The following is a 14822-nucleotide window of genomic DNA, read 5'->3' on the forward strand; positions in this document are numbered from 1 at the left end:
TCCGATCTAGCGCGGTCGGTCGGGGTGTCAACCAAAGGTTTTCGGCTATGTCCTGTCAGCAGTCTACGGGGTTGACGGCACAGCAGATTTTCCGACCGCGCCGCCTGGGTGCTCAGGCTCTGGGTGCCGACTCCGAAACAGCTTGAGCGGCAATGCGTCTCAGCATGCACCCCACGGCGACCCGGTGTCCGCCCGATCCGATCACCAAGGCGCGGTAGATCTTGCCCTTGGCACCGGGAAAGGCGGCCCAGGTCTGCGCGGCGACGCGGGTGCCGCCGGCCGCGTCGTCGGAGAGCAGGAAGATCAGTTTGTACACCGAGAACCAGTGCCGTCCCTTGAGCGCGAAGCGATCCGGTTGCTCGGCGACGTCGAGGACGAACCCGAACGGGACGGTCTCGGGGTCCTCGGGGTTGCTGCACATCGTTTGCAGAACCGCGTGCCACGTCGTTGCGCGGTCCGCGGGGACGGTTATGGCATGCTCATCGATATAGGGTAATCGTTCCATATAGAAGGACTGTACTAGATCGTGGCACCACCGCGGAAGCATGAAACCGACGCGATCCTGGATGCGGCGCGCGGCCTGGTGCTCGCCGAGGGTCCGCGGGCGGCCAGCGTCGCGGCGATCGCCAAGGCCAGCGGTGCGCCGGTGGGCACGCTGTATCACCGGTTCGGCAATCGCGACGGCATCCTGGCCGCCACGTGGTTGCGAGCCCTTGACCGTTTCCAGTCCCTAGCCGTGGCGGCGACGGCGGATTCCGCTGTGGCGACGGCCGTCGCGATGGCGCTGTCGGCGATCGAATTCGCCCGCAGCTTCCCTGGCGACGCCCGATTGTTGCTGACGGTTCGGCCCGAGGATCTGGTGGACGCCGACGGTGGCGACCTGGTCGCCGCGATCACGAGTCGCAATGCCCCTCTAGCCGAGCGGCTGCGAGAGTTGGCGCGTGAGCTGTACGGCGCGGACGACCGTCGATCGTTGGACGTGTTGCAGCGTGCGGTTGTCGATCTGCCGTATGCCGCGGTGCGCCACCACGTCGATGACGTTCCCGAGTGGTTGGCCGGGGACCTCGCCGATTCGGTGCGTGCGCTGTTGGCGGCTTACCGGCAGTAGGTCCGCACCGGGAGTGCGTGGCCAAGCAGGCCGACGGCCCCGCCCAGGATCGGCCAGATCGGCCAGAAATATGCCGTCTCACCAGTGGTGAGCGCGATAGCCAGCCAGACCGTCAGGACGATCGCAACCATCGCCGCGTAGCCGGCCAGGTGGAATCGCACCGAAGCGCGGGCGGCGCTCTTGCGGGCCGCGATCCGGCCGGGGTCAGTGCGTCGCAGGTGCTCGACGGGCAGGTCGGAGACGACGCGGCGCAGTTCCTCGGCCGTCTCGGCGGCGAATGCTGCTTGGACGCGAGTCTCGTACTCCGCGAGGTCGAAGTATCCCAGCCCAAGGGCCTGGGACAGCAGGTCAGCGGTGGTCTGACGGTCGTGGTCGCCGATTCGGATGGTGGTGATACTCATACCGTCCAACTCTGACATGTCACTAGTGGACTGTCAACGGATGTTGTTGAATTACCCCCATGACCGAACCGGACCGTGTTGTCAGCGCCAGCAGGCGCATCGCCGCACCCGCGGCAGTCATCTTCGAACTGATCGCCGACCCGGCCCGCCAGCCCGAGTGGGACGGCAACGACAACCTCGCAGAGGCCGCGCCAGGGCAGCGGGTCCACGGCGTGGGTGACGTGTTCACGATGACGCTGACCTACCGCGTCGACCGGGAGAATCACGTCGTCGAGTTCGATGAGGGCCGGCTGATCGCGTGGCGCCCATCAGAGGTCGGCGCACCGCCGCTCGGCCATCTGTGGCGCTGGCAGCTCGAGCCCGTCGACGATGCCACCACGGTCGTCACCCACACCTACGACTGGACTGACCTGACGGACCCCACCCGCCTCGAACGGGCGCGCGCCACCACGGCGGACAAACTGCAGGCCTCGGTCGACCGGCTCGCCGCGCTCGCCGAACGGAGTTAGCGGTTGGCTGCGAACGCGCGCAGCGACTCCACCTGAGCCTGATCCAGCGACGGCCGCACCGTCGCACGTGCCTTGGCGACATCGTCAGCCGTCACGTCGGCCGCGTCGATCGAGCGGCGCATCGCGGTCAGCGCGGCCTCGCGCAGCAGCGCCACACAGTCGGCCGCGCTGTACCCGTCGAGTTCCGCGGCCAGTGCGTCGAGGTCGACCTCCGGCGATAGCGGCACCGATTTGCCTGCCGTGCGGAGGATTTCGCGACGCGCGTCGGCATCCGGCGGCTCGACGAAGACCAGCTTCTCCAGTCGTCCTGGGCGCAGCAGCGCCGGGTCGATCAGATCCGGGCGGTTGGTGGCGCCCACTACGACCACGTCGCGCAGCGGCTCGATGCCGTCGAGCTCGGTCAGCAGCGCGGCCACCACCCGGTCGGTGACCCCGGAGTCGAAGCTCTGCCCACGCCGGGGCGCCAGCGCGTCGATCTCGTCCAGGAACACCAGCGACGGTGCGGAATCCCTTGCCCGGACGAACAATTCACGAACGGCCTTCTCTGAGGAGCCGACCCACTTGTCCATGAGCTCGGCGCCCTTGACCGCGTGCACACTCAGGCGGCCCGAACTGGCCAACGCGCGCACTACGAACGTCTTACCGCAGCCCGGGGGGCCGTAGAGCAGCACGCCTTTGGGTGGCTCGACGCCGAGTCGGGCGAAAGTGTCCGGATGTTGGAGCGGCCACAGCACCGTCTCGGTCAGTGCCTGCTTGACCTCGACCATGTCGCCGACGTCGTCGAGGGTGATCGAACCGACAGACACCTCCTCGGTCGCCGAGCGGGACAGCGGCCGGATGACCGTCAGTGCGCCCTTGAGATCCTCCTGGGTCAGGGCCGGCGGCTTGCCGTCCTCGCTGGCACGGGCGGCCGCCCGCAAGGCCGCCTCCCGGACCAACGCAGCCAGATCGGCCAGGACGAATCCCGGTGTGCGATCGGCAATCTCGTCGAGGGCCAGATTATCTGCCGGGACGTCACGCAGCAGCACCTCCAGCAGTGCCTTACGGGTGGCGCCGTCGGGCAGGCTCACGCCCAGTTCGCGGTCGCAGAGATCCGGTGCGCGCAGCCGTGGGTCCACCGCGTCGGGCTGCTGGGAGGTGGCCACCAGCGCCACCCCGGGTGCGGCGACGGCCTTGCGTAGCTCGGTCAGGATCAGCGCCGAGACGGGTTCGGCCGGGCTGGGCAGCAGCGCGTCGATGTCGGTGATCAGCAGGACGCCGCCGCCACCCACGACGGTGGCGACCGCGTCGGCGACGGCCCGTCGCCGATCCTGGGCTGCGAGCGCGCCGGTGTCGGGGCCGTCGAGCTCGACAAGCCGTCGCCCGGCGCACACCGCCCGCACCAGCGTGGCCTTGCCGACCCCGGCCGGGCCGGTGACCAGGACACCCAGATTCGGTTTGGCGCCAAGCTTTTCCAGCAGTTCAGGCTGGTCGAGGGCGAGCTTCAGCCACTCGGTGAGCCGGCCGGCCTGCACATGCTGGCCCTTGAGGTCGTCGATCGACACCGCCGGCGCTTCCGGCCACACCATCGGCGGGCTGATTGCCGCGGGGAGGGCGGGCGCGCTGGACCCCGTCACCCCGTCACCCCAGCTGACCGACGAATTCGGTTGCACGCTCACCGGTCCCGCCGGATCGGTGCCGGTGACGGTCAGCAGCTCCGAGGTCCAGGTGATGCCCACCGATGACGCCAGGGCGGAGCTGGCCTCGGTGGTCGACGTGCCGGGACCGAGGTCGCGCGGCAGCAGCGACACCGTGTCACCGACCGTCATCACCTTGCCCAACAGCGCCTGCCGCAACGTCGCCGATGACAGCGATTGGGTTGCCAGGGTGGAGCCGCGCAGGGTGATCGAACGCGCGCCGTACACGGTGACCGGCGCGACCAGCACCGTGGTGTCCTCGCGCAGGCCGGCGTTGGACAGCGTCACGTCATCGAGGAGCGCCGTGCCCGCCGGGGTGCCCGGGGATGCCAACCCGGCAACGGCGGTGGTGGTGCGAGAACCGGTGAGCGACACCGCGTCCCACTCGCGAATGCCAAGGGCGGCGATGGCTTCGGGGTGCAGTCGCACCACACCGCGACGGGAATCCAGCGCCGAGGTGTTCAGTCGTGCCGTCAGCGCCAGGTTCGCGGACACGCTCAGCCGCCCGGCCTGCGCAGGCCGAGGCGCGTCACCGAACGGCGGTTGGGCTGGCCGCGGCGGTCAGCGCGCCGCGCCGCGCGCCGCTGTTTGGGTTCGTCGTTCCAGGCCTCCGGCCGGGCGGCGACCCAGCGCTGGCTGCGGATCGTGAACGGGATGACGCACAAGTAACCCACGATGATCAGCAGGAGCAGGATGTACGGGAACAAGAGCAACGCCGCTGCTGCCGCTGCGATCAGGATCAGCAGGACCGGGGCCGCGTTGGTCGGCACCCGCACCGACTTGAGCGCCAGCGTCGGCACCCGGCTGATCAATAGCAGCGCGTTGGCCGACAGCCACACGCAGACGAACCACGGCGATGTCCACCAGCCGTGACCGAACTGCAGCATCGCCGCCAGCGGGCCGATCACGCCAACTGCGCCGCACGGCGCAGGCATACCGGTGAAGTACTCCCGCGTGTAGGCCGGCCGCGTGTCATCGTCGAGCAGTGCGTTGAACCGGGCCAGCCGCAACACCACGCAGACGGCGTAGAGCAGCACGAAGATCCAGCCGACCGGCGAGGTCGGGAGCAACGACACGTACATCACCAGCGCGGGTGCGACACCGAAGTTCACCGCGTCGGCAAGCGAGTCGATCTCGGCGCCCATCCGAGACTGTGCGTCCAGGGCGCGTGCGATACCGCCGTCTATACCGTCGAGCACCGCGGCGGCGCCGATCAACGCGAGGGCGATGTGCGGGCGTCCGTCCAGGGCGAACTTGATCGAGGTCAGCCCCGCGCAGATCGCCAACACTGTCGTCGCACTGGGCAGGATGCGCATGGCGGCCGGGCGCCCGGGTTTGATCATGGGAGCTCGGCCACCACGGTCTCGCCGGCCACTGCGCGCTGGCCGGGGGACACCAGCAGCCTGGAGCCTTCGGGCAGATAGGTGTCGAGTCGGGAGCCGTACCGGATCAGTCCGTAGGTGTCGCCGATGGCCACCTTGTCGCCGGGTTGGACGTCGCACACGATGCGTCGTGCCACCAGGCCGGCGATCTGGACGGCTACCACTTCGGCGCCGTCGGGGGTGCGGATGACGATGCTGTTGCGTTCGTTGTCTGAGCTGGCGGCGGGCAGGTCGGCCGAGACGAACTGCCCGGGCCGGTAGTGCACCGCGGTGACCTCTCCGCCGACCGGTGCGCGCTGGACATGCGCGTCGAACACGGAGAGGAAGATGCTGATCCGCGGTAGCGGCTCGGCGGGCAGGCCGAGCTCGGCGGGCGGAACCGCGGTCTCGACCAGGCAGACCTGGCCATCGGCCGGGGCGACGACCACACCGGGCCGGGTCGGGGGAACGCGGTGGGGGTGGCGGAAGAACGCGGCGTTGGCGCCCGCAGCGGCCAGGCCCGCGGTACGCACCCAGCGATGCCGCCGCCCCAGGGCAGCGACAGCCAGGCTGGCGCCGACGAACGGCAGGCCCGCCGGGTGCATGGGTGGCACGGTCGAGCGGACCAGATCCAGCAGATGTGTTGCTTCGGACGTTCGGGGGCGTCTGGCCATCGGCGACGAGTCTAGCGGCCGGGGCCTACGACAGGTCCCATAGCTGGACCTGCTCGCCTGCCGCCACCTCGGTCACGTCCTCGGCGATCTCCAGTAGGCAGTTGGCCGAGGCCAGCCAGCGCAGGTGATGCGAAGCTGGCGGCCCGTAGGTGGTCACGGTGCCTGCTGCCGCGTCGTACACACCGCGGCGGAACTGGCGTTTGCCCTTCGGCGATGTCAGGTCGTCGGCCAGCACCGCGGTGCGCCGCGGCCGGTGCGGATGCGGCAGCCCCATCGCCGAGCGCAGGGCCGGCCGGACGAACACCTCAAAGGAGACCAGCGCGCTCACCGGGTTTCCGGGCAGCGTGATGATCGGACAACCGGCGACTCGACCCGCACCCTGCGGCATCCCCGGCTGCATGGCGACCTTCACGAATTCGACCGCCCCACTGGAGCCGCTGGGTCGGCGACCGTCGCCTCCGCCGAAGGCGTCCTTGACCACCTCGTAGGCGCCGGCGCTCACGCCACCGGTGGTGATGATCAGATCGGCTTGCCCGGCATAGCCCTCGAGCACGGTGCTGAACTGGGCGACGTCATCGCTGGACGTCGGGGTGGCCACCACCTCGCCGCCGGCCTCGCGGACCGCGGCGGCCAGCATGATGGCATTGGACTCGTAGATCTGGCCGGGCTGCAGTTCGGTGCCGGCTGACACCAACTCCGTACCCGTCGACATCACCAGCACGCGCTGGCGCGGCCGCACCGTCAGCGACCCCAGCCCCAGCGCGGCGGCGAGCCCCAGCGCGGCCGGGGTGACGACGTGACCGGTCTGCAGAACCGTCGTGCCCGCGGTCACGTCCTCGCCGGCGCGGCGGATGTGCTGGCCGACCTTGGGGGCCGAGCGGATCTCGACGGTGTCGACCCCGCCATCGGTGGCCTCGACCGGCACCACGGCCGTCGCACCCGCGGGTAGTGGTGCGCCGGTCATGATCCGGTGCGCGGTGCCAGCTGCCAATGTCAACGTGTCGATGCGACCAGCCGGAATATCTTCGGCGACAGGCAGTTTCACCGGATCGGTGTCGGCGCCGGCGACATCATCGGCGTGCACTGCGTAGCCGTCCATCGCGGAGTTGTCGAACACCGGCAGCGACAGCGGGGCCGTCACATCGTCGGCGAGCACCAGCCCCTCGGCAGCCACGAGCCCGACCGTCTGCGCCGCCCGCGCGGTGATCAGGTCAGCGACGACCCGCTGGTGTTCCTCGACGGTGCGCATCAGATCGGAAAGGTCACGCCGGTCAGTTCTTCGGACACCGTCCACAGCCGTTGCTGGAGTTCGCGGTCGTGCGATTGTGAGCTGGAGTGCACGAGCTTGGGGTTGCCGCGCTGCTCACCGAAGCCGTCCGGGCCGTAGTACTGCCCACCGCGCACATCGGGATCGGTCGCGGCGCGCAGTGTCGGCAGCGCGCCGATGGCCGCGCTCTGAAAGAGCATCGGGCCGACGATGCGGTAGAGCGGGTGCAGGATCGTCGGGATGTTGCGGGCCAGCTCGGTATAGGACCCACCCGGGTGGGCGGCCACCGCGATGGTGTCGTTCTTGGCCTGCTCGAGCCGGCGCTGCAGCTCATAGGTGAACAGCAGATTGGCCAGCTTGGACTGGCCGTACGCGGCGATGCGGCTGTAGCGACGTTCCCACTGCAGGTCGTCGAAGTGAATGTCGGCCAGCATCCGGTGGCCGAGGCTGCTGATCGTCACCACCCGTGATCCCGGCACCGGCAGCAGCGAGTCGAGCAGCAGCCCGGTGAAGGCGAAGTGGCCGAGATGGTTGGTGCCGAACTGCAGCTCGAAGCCGTCCTTGGTGGTCTCCTTCGGCGTCCACATCACGCCGGCGTTGTTGATCAGCAGATCGATCCGCGGATGCGCCGAACGCAGTGCGTCGGCCGCGGCGCGCACCGAATCCAGTGACGTCAGGTCGAGCTGCTTGACGGAGACATCGGCGCCGGGCGAAGCCGCCAGGATCTTGTCGCGCGCGGCGCCGCCCTTCTCGAGGTTGCGCACCGCCATCACGACGCTGGCGCCGCGGGCCGCGAGCAGCGCGGCGGCCTCATAGCCGATGCCGGAGTTGGCGCCGGTGATGACGACGAGGCGCCCGTCCTGTGCGGGGACGTTGCCCGCAGTCCAATTGCTGCTGCTCATGGCACGACGATACGTCGGCCCAAGTTGCATCCGACCGGTGGCCGTTTACTGTCGCGGTATGGCTATCGGTGGGGTGCTGTTCGACATCGATGGTGTCTTGGTGACCTCGTGGAAGCCGATCGCGGGTGCGGCCGAGGCGCTCGCGGTGCTGGCCGACCATCAGATCGCCTGTTCCTATCTGACCAACACCACCACCCGAACCCGTCAGCAGATTGCCGCGGCCCTCTCACACGCCGGTATCGAGGTGCGGCCCGACGAGGTGATCACCGCGGCTGCGCTGACCGCGGACTACGTGCGGGCCAACTATCCGGACGCGCGCTGCTTCCTGGTCAACAACGGCGACATCACCGATGACATGCCGGGCATCGACATCGTCGACTCGCTGGCCTACGACGAGGGCGTGGAACCGGGAGTCCCCGACGTCATCCTGCTCGGCGGTGCCGGGCCCGAGTACAGCCACCGCACGCTGAGCCGGGTCTACGAATGGATGGCGCAGGGCGTGCCGGTGGTGGCGATGCACCGCAGCACCGCCTGGACCACCAGCGAGGGCCTGCGCATCGACACCGGGATGTACCTGATCGGCATGGAGCAGACCTCCGGACGCAAGGTCACCGCGGTCGGCAAGCCGGCGCCGGCGGGATTCTTGGCCTCGGCGGCCCGGCTCGGTGTCGACCCCGATGAGATGTACATGGTCGGTGACGACCTGAACAACGACGTGCTGGCCGCTCAGGTGGTCGGCATGACCGGCGTGCTGGTGCGCACCGGCAAATTCCGCCAGGACACCCTGGACCGTTGGGCCGCAGACGAATTCGCGATGCAACCCAGCCGTGTCATCGACTCGGTCGCCGATTTCCCGGAGTTACTTGGGTTTTAGCCGCTCCGAGGGGCACGCGATGAGTTTCCGCGGCTGCTCGGGTCTACCTAGACATGACTGAAATTCTGATTGTGAATGCCACGGTCGATGCACCCGCCGCAGCCGTCTTCGGCGTACTGGCTGACCCCTCGACCCACAAGGACATCGACGGCACCGGCTGGGTCCGCGAACCACTGGACGAACAGCAGCTCAGCGCCGTCGGTCAGGTCTTCCGCATGGCGATGTACCACGAGGGCCATCCCGACAAGGACTACGAGATGGCCAACCAGGTCACCGCGCTGGAGCCCGACCGCGTCATCGCCTGGGCCCCTGGCGGGCTGGCCGAGGACGGCAGCCTGGAGCTGGGCGGCTGGACCTGGCACTACGCCCTCGAATCGCTGGGCCCTGAGCAGACCCGCGTCACCTTGACCTACGACTGGTCCAAGGTTCCGCCGGAGATCCGGGAGAACATCCCGTTCCCGGCGTTCCCCGTCTCGCATCTGGACAACTCGCTGGCGAACCTGGGCAAGCTGGCGCAACTCAGGGGGTAAGGCCTACTTGGGCCCGAGCCACGTCAGCGCGGCGGTCGTCATCGCCTGCACTCCGGTCGTCAACGTCGGCTCGAGTGCCGGCGCGAACTCCGGTGAGTGGTTCATCGGCGGCAGTTGCCCGCGGCTGACCGCCTCGTCGAACACCTCAGATGCCACGCCGCCCCAGAACCAGAAAACCGTTGGCACACCGAGGGTGTCGCCGAAGACGCCGACATCCTCGCTGGCCGCCACCGGCGGCAAGGGCAGCAGTCGGGAGGCGCCGAATGCACGCTCGAACGCGGCCAGCGTGGTCGCCGTCGCGGCGGGGTCGCTGATCAACACCGGCGCGCTGACATTCCAGTTGAAGTGCGGTGGCTCCGGGCTGTTACTCGCCGCCGCCTCGGCGGTGACGATGCGCTCGATGGCCGCTTTGACCTGGGCGCGAACCTCTGGTGTGTAGCTGCGCATGTTGATACCGAGCTCGGCCGTCGCCGGGATGATGTTCTCCTTGGTGCCCGCCTGCAAACGCCCGACGGTGACGACGGCTCGTTCACTTGACGCGACCTCGCGCGACACGATGCCCTGCAACCGCACCACCGTGGCCGCCGCCATCAGGACGGGGTCGATGGTGCCCTCCGGCTGCGACGCGTGCCCGCCGCGACCGAACAAGGTGACCTGCACCGAGTCGGTGGCGGCCATGACCGGTCCCTGCCCGTGACCGATCACCCCCGCGGGCAGTGGCGCGACATGTTGGCCGAGGACGATGCTCGGGCGCGGGAAACGCTCGAACAGCCCGTCGTTGATCATCGCCTGGGCACCGCTGGTCAGCTCCTCGGCGGGCTGGAACACCGCGACGACGGTGCCCGCCCAGCGGTCACGGAGTCGGGAGAGCTCGCCCACCGCCCCGACCAGGGCGGCGACGTGCATGTCGTGACCGCACGCATGGGCGACGGGCAATGATGTGCCGGTCGAGTCGACGACCACTTTGGTGCTGGCGTACGGCAGACCGGTGTCCTCGGCTACCGGCAACGCGTCCATATCGGCGCGGAGCATGACCACCGGACCGTCGCCGTTGCGCAGGACGGCCACCACGCCGGTCCCGCCCACGTGCTGGGTGATCTCGCAGCCGGTGCCTGCGAGCGCGTCGACAATCCGCGCGGCGGTCTGATGTTCCTCGAAGGACAGCTCCGGGTCGGAGTGCAACTGCCGGTAGAGGTCCGCGAGGGCGTCGGTGGTCTTGGCGTCCAGTTCAACGACGGTCACAGGCGGCGACGTTACCCGCGAAGCCTGGGGAGCTGGCCCAAGTCAGGGCGACGAGGTAAGGCTGCGGACCGCTTCGATGCGGGCCTTGAGCTGATCGGTGGTGGCTGCCGCAACCGGCGGGCCGCCGCAGACCCGGCGCAGTTCGTTGTGGATCTGTCCGTGCGTCTTGCCGGTGCGGTGGTGCGCCAGCGACACCAGGGCATTGAGTTCTCGGCGCAGACCCTGCAGCTGGCCGTGGGTGGTCAGCCGCGGCACCTCGCCGCTGGCGGTGCGCTTGTTGATTTGCTCTTCTTGCCTGCGCCGCAACAGATCTCGCATCGATGCGGCATCGAGTAGGCCGGGGATGCCGAGGTAGTCGGCCTCCTCGTCGCTGCCCGCGGGCGTTGCCGTCCCGAACGACGACCCGTCGAAGATCACCTGATCGAGCTCGGCGTCGGCGCTGAGGTACTCGATCTTGTTCTCGCTGTCGTCGGGTTCGTCGCGGTTCTGCTTGGCCAGCTCGGCCTCGAGCGGATCGTCGTCGAGGTTCTCCCGGTGTGGCTTGCCGAGCACATGGTTGCGCTGGGCTTCCATCTCGCTGGCGAGCAGCAGCAGGTTGGGCACCGACGGCAAGAAGATCGAGGCGCTCTCGCCGGGCTGCCGGGACCGCACGAACCGGCCGATGGCCTGGGCGAAGAACAGCGGCGTCGACGCGCTGGTGGCGTAGACCCCGACGGCCAGTCGCGGCACGTCGACGCCCTCGGACACCATGCGCACGGCCACCAGCCAGGGCGAGGTACCCGTCGAGAACTGTGAGATGCGATCCGAGGAGCCCTTGTCGTCGGACAGCACGACGGTGGGGGCTTCGCCGGTGATCTTGATCAGCAGATCGGCGTACGCGCGGGCGGCGGTCTGGTCGGAGGCGATGATCATGCCGCCGGCGTCGGGCACGTGTTCGCGAAGCCCACGCAGCCGGATGTCGGCCGCGGCGATCACCGCGGGCATCCATTCGCCTGCCGGGTTCAGCGCGGTCTTCCAGGCCCGTGCGGTCTGCTCGGCGGTCAGCGGTTCGCCCAAGCGGGCGGCATGCTCTTCACCGGCACTGTCGCGCCAGCGGGCCTCGCCGGAGTAGGCCATGAACATCACCGGGCGCACGACGCCGTCGGCCAGCGCATCGGAATAGCCATAGGTGTGGTCGGCCTGCGACCGGGCGAAGCCGTCAGGCCCGGTCTCGTAGGTGACGAACGGGATCGCGCTGTCGTCGCTGCGGAACGGGGTGCCGGTCAGCGCCAGCCGCCGCGTCGCGTCGTCGAACGCCTCTCGGATGGCGTCGCCCCACGTCTTGGCGTCACCGCCGTGGTGGATCTCGTCGAAAATGACGAGCGTCTTGCGGTTCTCGGTGCGGACCCGGTGCCGGGTGGGGTGGCTGGCGACCTGGGCGTAGGTGACGACGACGCCGTGGTACTCCGAAGAGTTCTGCGAGTTGGAGTTGGAGAACTTGGGATCCAGGGAGATGCCGAGCCGGGCGGCGGCCTGTGCCCACTGGACCTTGAGGTGTTCGGTGGGGACGACGATCGTGACGGCCTCGACGGTGCCCTCGGCCAGAAGTTCGGCGACGATCCGCAGAGCAAAGGTCGTCTTACCGGCACCGGGAGTCGCGACTGCGAGAAAATCGCGTGGCTTTGCGGTCAGATACTTGACCAACGCCCGTCTCTGCCAGCCCCGCAATGCCTGGGTGCTGGGCGCATCCACTGCCCGCACCCGTGGGACTCCTCTCGGTCGAGAAGAACCTTAGCGCAACGGATTACGGATACGCATCTTTGATGACGGGCGGTTCGGGGAAGAAATTGTCATTGCGGTCGAAGAACTGTTGACGCTCGTCGTCGGACAGCTCGCCCAGCTTTGGCAGACCCTCGAAATAGAACTCCCGAGGCGCCCCGGGAGTGAACAGCATCAGCAGCGACGCCGGCTCGTCGGACACGTTGCCGAAGCCGTGCACGCCGCCCGGCGGGATGTAGAGGTAGTCGCCCTGCCCGCCGACCGTCCAGTCGCGCCCATCGTAGAGCCGGACCTGTCCGGAGAGGACGAAGAACGATTCCGACATGGCCTTGTGGAAATGCGGACCGGGTCCGCCGGCTTGCGGGCCCAGGTCGATTCGGTACAGGCCGAACTCCCCGCCGGTGGATTGTTCGGTGGCCAGATAGGTGTACTTGACGCCCCACGCCTCGAAGTCGGCCGGGGTGTCAGCCGTGCGCAGGGTGGCGCTGACCTCGCCGTTGCCGTCGTAGCGCGGCGGGGGATAGGGCGGCACGTGTAGTGACATCGCCTCTAGTCTGCACGTCAGCCGACCGGATACACCACACCCGTCAATGCTTCGGATACCGCCCACAGCCGTTTCTGCACGGCGACGTCCTGGGACTTGCTGTTGGACGACACGAGCTTCGGATATCCCCGCAGCTGAAGGAATCCGCCCGGTCCGTAGTACTGACCACCCCGGACTGTGGGGTCGGCCGCGGCGCGCAACGTGGGTAGTGCGCCCATTTCGGCGCTCTGCTCCAACAACGGCGAGATCCGTCGGACCGCCCCAGGGGCGTAACGCCCGAGTTCGGAGCTGGATGCGCCCGGGTGGGCGGCGACGGCGATGGTGCCCGTGCCGGCAAGCCGGCGCTGCAATTCGTAAGTGAAGAGAAGGTTGGCCAGCTTGGACTGCCCGTAGGCGCCCACGCGGCTGTAGCTGCGCTCGGACTGCAGATCGTCGAACCGGATGCCGCCGAATCGATGGCCGTTGCTGCTGACGGTCACCACCCGCGAGCCTTGTTCGGGAAACAGGCGGTCGAGCAGCAGGCCGGTGAGCGCGAAGTGACCTAGGTGATTGGTGCCGAACTGCAGCTCGAACCCGTCCTTGGTCGTCTGCTTCGGGGTCATCATCACGCCGGCGTTGTTGATCAGCAGGTCGATGCGGTCGTGGCCGGCGCGCAGTTGGTCGGCGGCGGCCCGAACGGACTCCAGCGAGGTGAGGTCGAGCTCCTGCACGGTGACGTCGGCGCCCGGGTAGCGCCGGCCGATCAGATCGGCGGCGGCCTTGCCCTTGTCGAGGTTGCGGACGGCGAGCACGACGCGGGCACCTTTGGCGACGAGTGCGCGGGCGGTTTCGTAGCCGAGCCCGGTGTTGGCACCGGTGATCACGGCGGTGCGGCCGGTCTGGTCCGGAATGTCGGTGGTGGTCCAGGCGGCCATGCTGTACTCCTCGATTACGATGGATAAACGGAGCGCGCGCCCCGGTTTCTTCGACTATACGGAACGTGCGCCCCGCTTTGTCAACGCGTGAGGGGTGTGAGGTGAGTCTGAGCTGCCGGCCGTTACGGGCCGATGCCGCGCGCAACCGCGCTCGTGTGCTGCAAGTTGCCTACGACGTCTTCGCTGAGCACGGTCTGGCCGTGCCGATCGACGAGATCGCCCGGCGGGCCGGCGTCGGCGCGGGCACCGTCTACCGCCATTTCCCGACCAAGGAAGCGCTGTTCGAGGCCGTCATCGGTGAGCGGGTGCGCTTGGTCGTGGCCAGGGGGCGCGAGCTGCTGGCCGCCGATCCTTCCACCGCGGTGTTCGAATTCCTCCGCGAGACAGCACGTGCGGGTGCGGCCGACCATGGGATGGTCGAGGCGCTGGCGAGTTATGGCATCGACCTGGATTCCGCGGCGCCGGGCGCCGAGGCGGAATTCCTTGGCGTGCTTGGCGAGATGCTGGTGGCGGCGCAGCAGGCCGGCGCCGCGCGGGCCGACGTCGGCGTCGCCGAACTCAAGGCACTGCTGGTCGTCTGCAAGAGCGGCCAGGAATACGGCGACGACGTCGCCGACCGGATCACTAACGTCATCGTGGCCGGCTTACGCGCTGGCTGATCGCTCGCTGAGAGATGTCAGGGAAACCCCTGTATCGGTGCATCGGGTCTCGGCCTATACCTTAGCTGCGTACGACACGTAGCGAATCAGGGGCGGGGGCCACAGCGTGAGGTCATTCAACGGTTTAGGCCGGCAAAAATCAGCGGTTAGCGGGCAGCTCCGATTCGAGAAATCGGTCGGGCGAATAGGTGCGCTGGCGGTAGCCCTGGGGGTGGGTGTCGGGCTCGGCACTCCGCTTGCCTGTGGCACCGCCAACGCCACCGGGCCTGAAGCCGGCTCGAGCGCCGACGGGGGAGCGTCGAGTGCCCGCGGTGGGAGCGGCACGGGGAACAGCGGGCGACCGGGGGCACAGCCGCGCAAGCCGAGCGGTGGCGTGTCCAAGTCCGGCAGCGCGGTGCAAAGG

The 14822-nt window shown here is 68.7% G+C and carries 16 protein-coding genes; 5 read left to right on the forward strand and 11 right to left on the reverse strand.

What is annotated here, in order from left to right; genetic code table 11:
- Positions 1-112: 112 nt before the first annotated feature.
- Positions 113-505 carry a hypothetical protein gene (locus tag SLQ31_RS26490; protein WP_319437117.1) on the reverse strand — a complete coding sequence of 131 codons (393 nt, stop codon included), beginning with the start codon at positions 503-505 and terminating at the stop codon, positions 113-115.
- Between the two features lie 21 nt (positions 506-526).
- Here SLQ31_RS26490 and SLQ31_RS26495 point away from each other — a divergent pair, with 21 nt between their 5' ends.
- Positions 527-1108 carry a TetR/AcrR family transcriptional regulator gene (locus SLQ31_RS26495; protein WP_319437118.1) on the forward strand — a complete coding sequence of 194 codons (582 nt, stop codon included), beginning with the start codon at positions 527-529 and terminating at the stop codon, positions 1106-1108.
- On the opposite strand, the gene SLQ31_RS26500 is transcribed toward SLQ31_RS26495, so the two are convergent.
- Positions 1096-1509: a DUF1707 domain-containing protein gene (locus tag SLQ31_RS26500; protein ID WP_319437119.1), complete on the reverse strand. Its 414-nt coding sequence runs from the start codon at positions 1507-1509 to the stop codon at positions 1096-1098. The genes SLQ31_RS26495 and SLQ31_RS26500 overlap by 13 nt on opposite strands.
- A gap of 59 nt (positions 1510-1568) precedes the next feature.
- On the opposite strand from SLQ31_RS26500, the gene SLQ31_RS26505 reads away from it, so the two are divergent.
- A complete protein-coding gene (locus SLQ31_RS26505) occupies positions 1569-2018 on the forward strand; it encodes an SRPBCC family protein (RefSeq protein WP_319437120.1) in 450 nt (149 codons plus the stop codon).
- On the opposite strand, the gene SLQ31_RS26510 is transcribed toward SLQ31_RS26505, so the two are convergent.
- Genes SLQ31_RS26510 through SLQ31_RS26530 form a run of 5 tightly spaced genes read right to left on the reverse strand, consistent with a single transcriptional unit; the run spans position 2015 to position 7898 of the window.
- On the reverse strand, positions 2015-4189 hold the full coding sequence (locus tag SLQ31_RS26510) for an AAA family ATPase (protein ID WP_319437121.1): 2175 nt from the start codon (positions 4187-4189) through the stop codon (positions 2015-2017). The two genes, SLQ31_RS26505 and SLQ31_RS26510, sit on opposite strands and share 4 nt — an antisense overlap.
- A gap of 2 nt (positions 4190-4191) precedes the next feature.
- Positions 4192-5037 carry a phosphatidylcholine/phosphatidylserine synthase gene (locus tag SLQ31_RS26515; RefSeq protein ID WP_319437122.1) on the reverse strand — a complete coding sequence of 282 codons (846 nt, stop codon included), beginning with the start codon at positions 5035-5037 and terminating at the stop codon, positions 4192-4194.
- Entirely contained in the window at positions 5034-5729 is a 696-nt protein-coding gene (locus SLQ31_RS26520) for a phosphatidylserine decarboxylase (RefSeq protein ID WP_319437123.1), read from the reverse strand. Before SLQ31_RS26520 ends, SLQ31_RS26515 begins: the two co-directional genes overlap by 4 nt.
- Positions 5730-5754: 25 nt before the next feature.
- Complete coding sequence (glp, locus tag SLQ31_RS26525; RefSeq protein WP_319437124.1) at positions 5755-6978, reverse strand: gephyrin-like molybdotransferase Glp; 1224 nt, start codon at positions 6976-6978, stop codon at positions 5755-5757.
- Complete coding sequence (locus tag SLQ31_RS26530) at positions 6978-7898, reverse strand: SDR family NAD(P)-dependent oxidoreductase (RefSeq protein WP_319437125.1); 921 nt, start codon at positions 7896-7898, stop codon at positions 6978-6980. Before SLQ31_RS26530 ends, glp begins: the two co-directional genes overlap by 1 nt.
- Before the next feature lie 58 nt (positions 7899-7956).
- Here SLQ31_RS26530 and SLQ31_RS26535 point away from each other — a divergent pair, with 58 nt between their 5' ends.
- Together SLQ31_RS26535 and SLQ31_RS26540 are read left to right on the forward strand one after the other, a co-directional pair.
- A complete protein-coding gene (locus SLQ31_RS26535; RefSeq protein ID WP_319437126.1) occupies positions 7957-8772 on the forward strand; it encodes an HAD-IIA family hydrolase in 816 nt (271 codons plus the stop codon).
- Positions 8773-8825: 53 nt separating this feature from the next.
- On the forward strand, positions 8826-9302 hold the full coding sequence (locus SLQ31_RS26540; protein WP_319437127.1) for an SRPBCC family protein: 477 nt from the start codon (positions 8826-8828) through the stop codon (positions 9300-9302).
- Positions 9303-9305: 3 nt separating this feature from the next.
- On the opposite strand, the gene SLQ31_RS26545 is transcribed toward SLQ31_RS26540, so the two are convergent.
- Genes SLQ31_RS26545 through SLQ31_RS26560 form a run of 4 tightly spaced genes read right to left on the reverse strand, consistent with a single transcriptional unit; the run spans position 9306 to position 13760 of the window.
- The gene (locus SLQ31_RS26545) at positions 9306-10544 is read right to left on the reverse strand and encodes an amidohydrolase (RefSeq protein WP_319437128.1); all 1239 of its coding nucleotides are present in this window, start codon (positions 10542-10544) and stop codon (positions 9306-9308) included.
- Between the two features lie 42 nt (positions 10545-10586).
- Positions 10587-12284 (reverse strand): DEAD/DEAH box helicase, encoded by a 1698-nt coding sequence (locus SLQ31_RS26550; protein WP_319437129.1) that lies wholly within the window; start codon positions 12282-12284, stop codon positions 10587-10589.
- A gap of 43 nt (positions 12285-12327) precedes the next feature.
- Positions 12328-12846 (reverse strand): cupin domain-containing protein, encoded by a 519-nt coding sequence (locus SLQ31_RS26555; protein WP_319437131.1) that lies wholly within the window; start codon positions 12844-12846, stop codon positions 12328-12330.
- A 17-nt stretch (positions 12847-12863) separates the two neighbouring features.
- Complete coding sequence (locus SLQ31_RS26560) at positions 12864-13760, reverse strand: SDR family NAD(P)-dependent oxidoreductase (RefSeq protein ID WP_319437132.1); 897 nt, start codon at positions 13758-13760, stop codon at positions 12864-12866.
- A 101-nt stretch (positions 13761-13861) separates the two neighbouring features.
- Here SLQ31_RS26560 and SLQ31_RS26565 point away from each other — a divergent pair, with 101 nt between their 5' ends.
- On the forward strand, positions 13862-14419 hold the full coding sequence (locus SLQ31_RS26565; RefSeq protein ID WP_319437133.1) for a helix-turn-helix domain-containing protein: 558 nt from the start codon (positions 13862-13864) through the stop codon (positions 14417-14419).
- The last annotated feature ends 403 nt before the right edge of the window (positions 14420-14822 follow it).

Origin of the sequence: Mycobacterium sp. RTGN5, from assembly GCF_033804465.1 — a bacterium.
In the GTDB taxonomy this organism is placed as follows: domain Bacteria; phylum Actinomycetota; class Actinomycetes; order Mycobacteriales; family Mycobacteriaceae; genus Mycobacterium.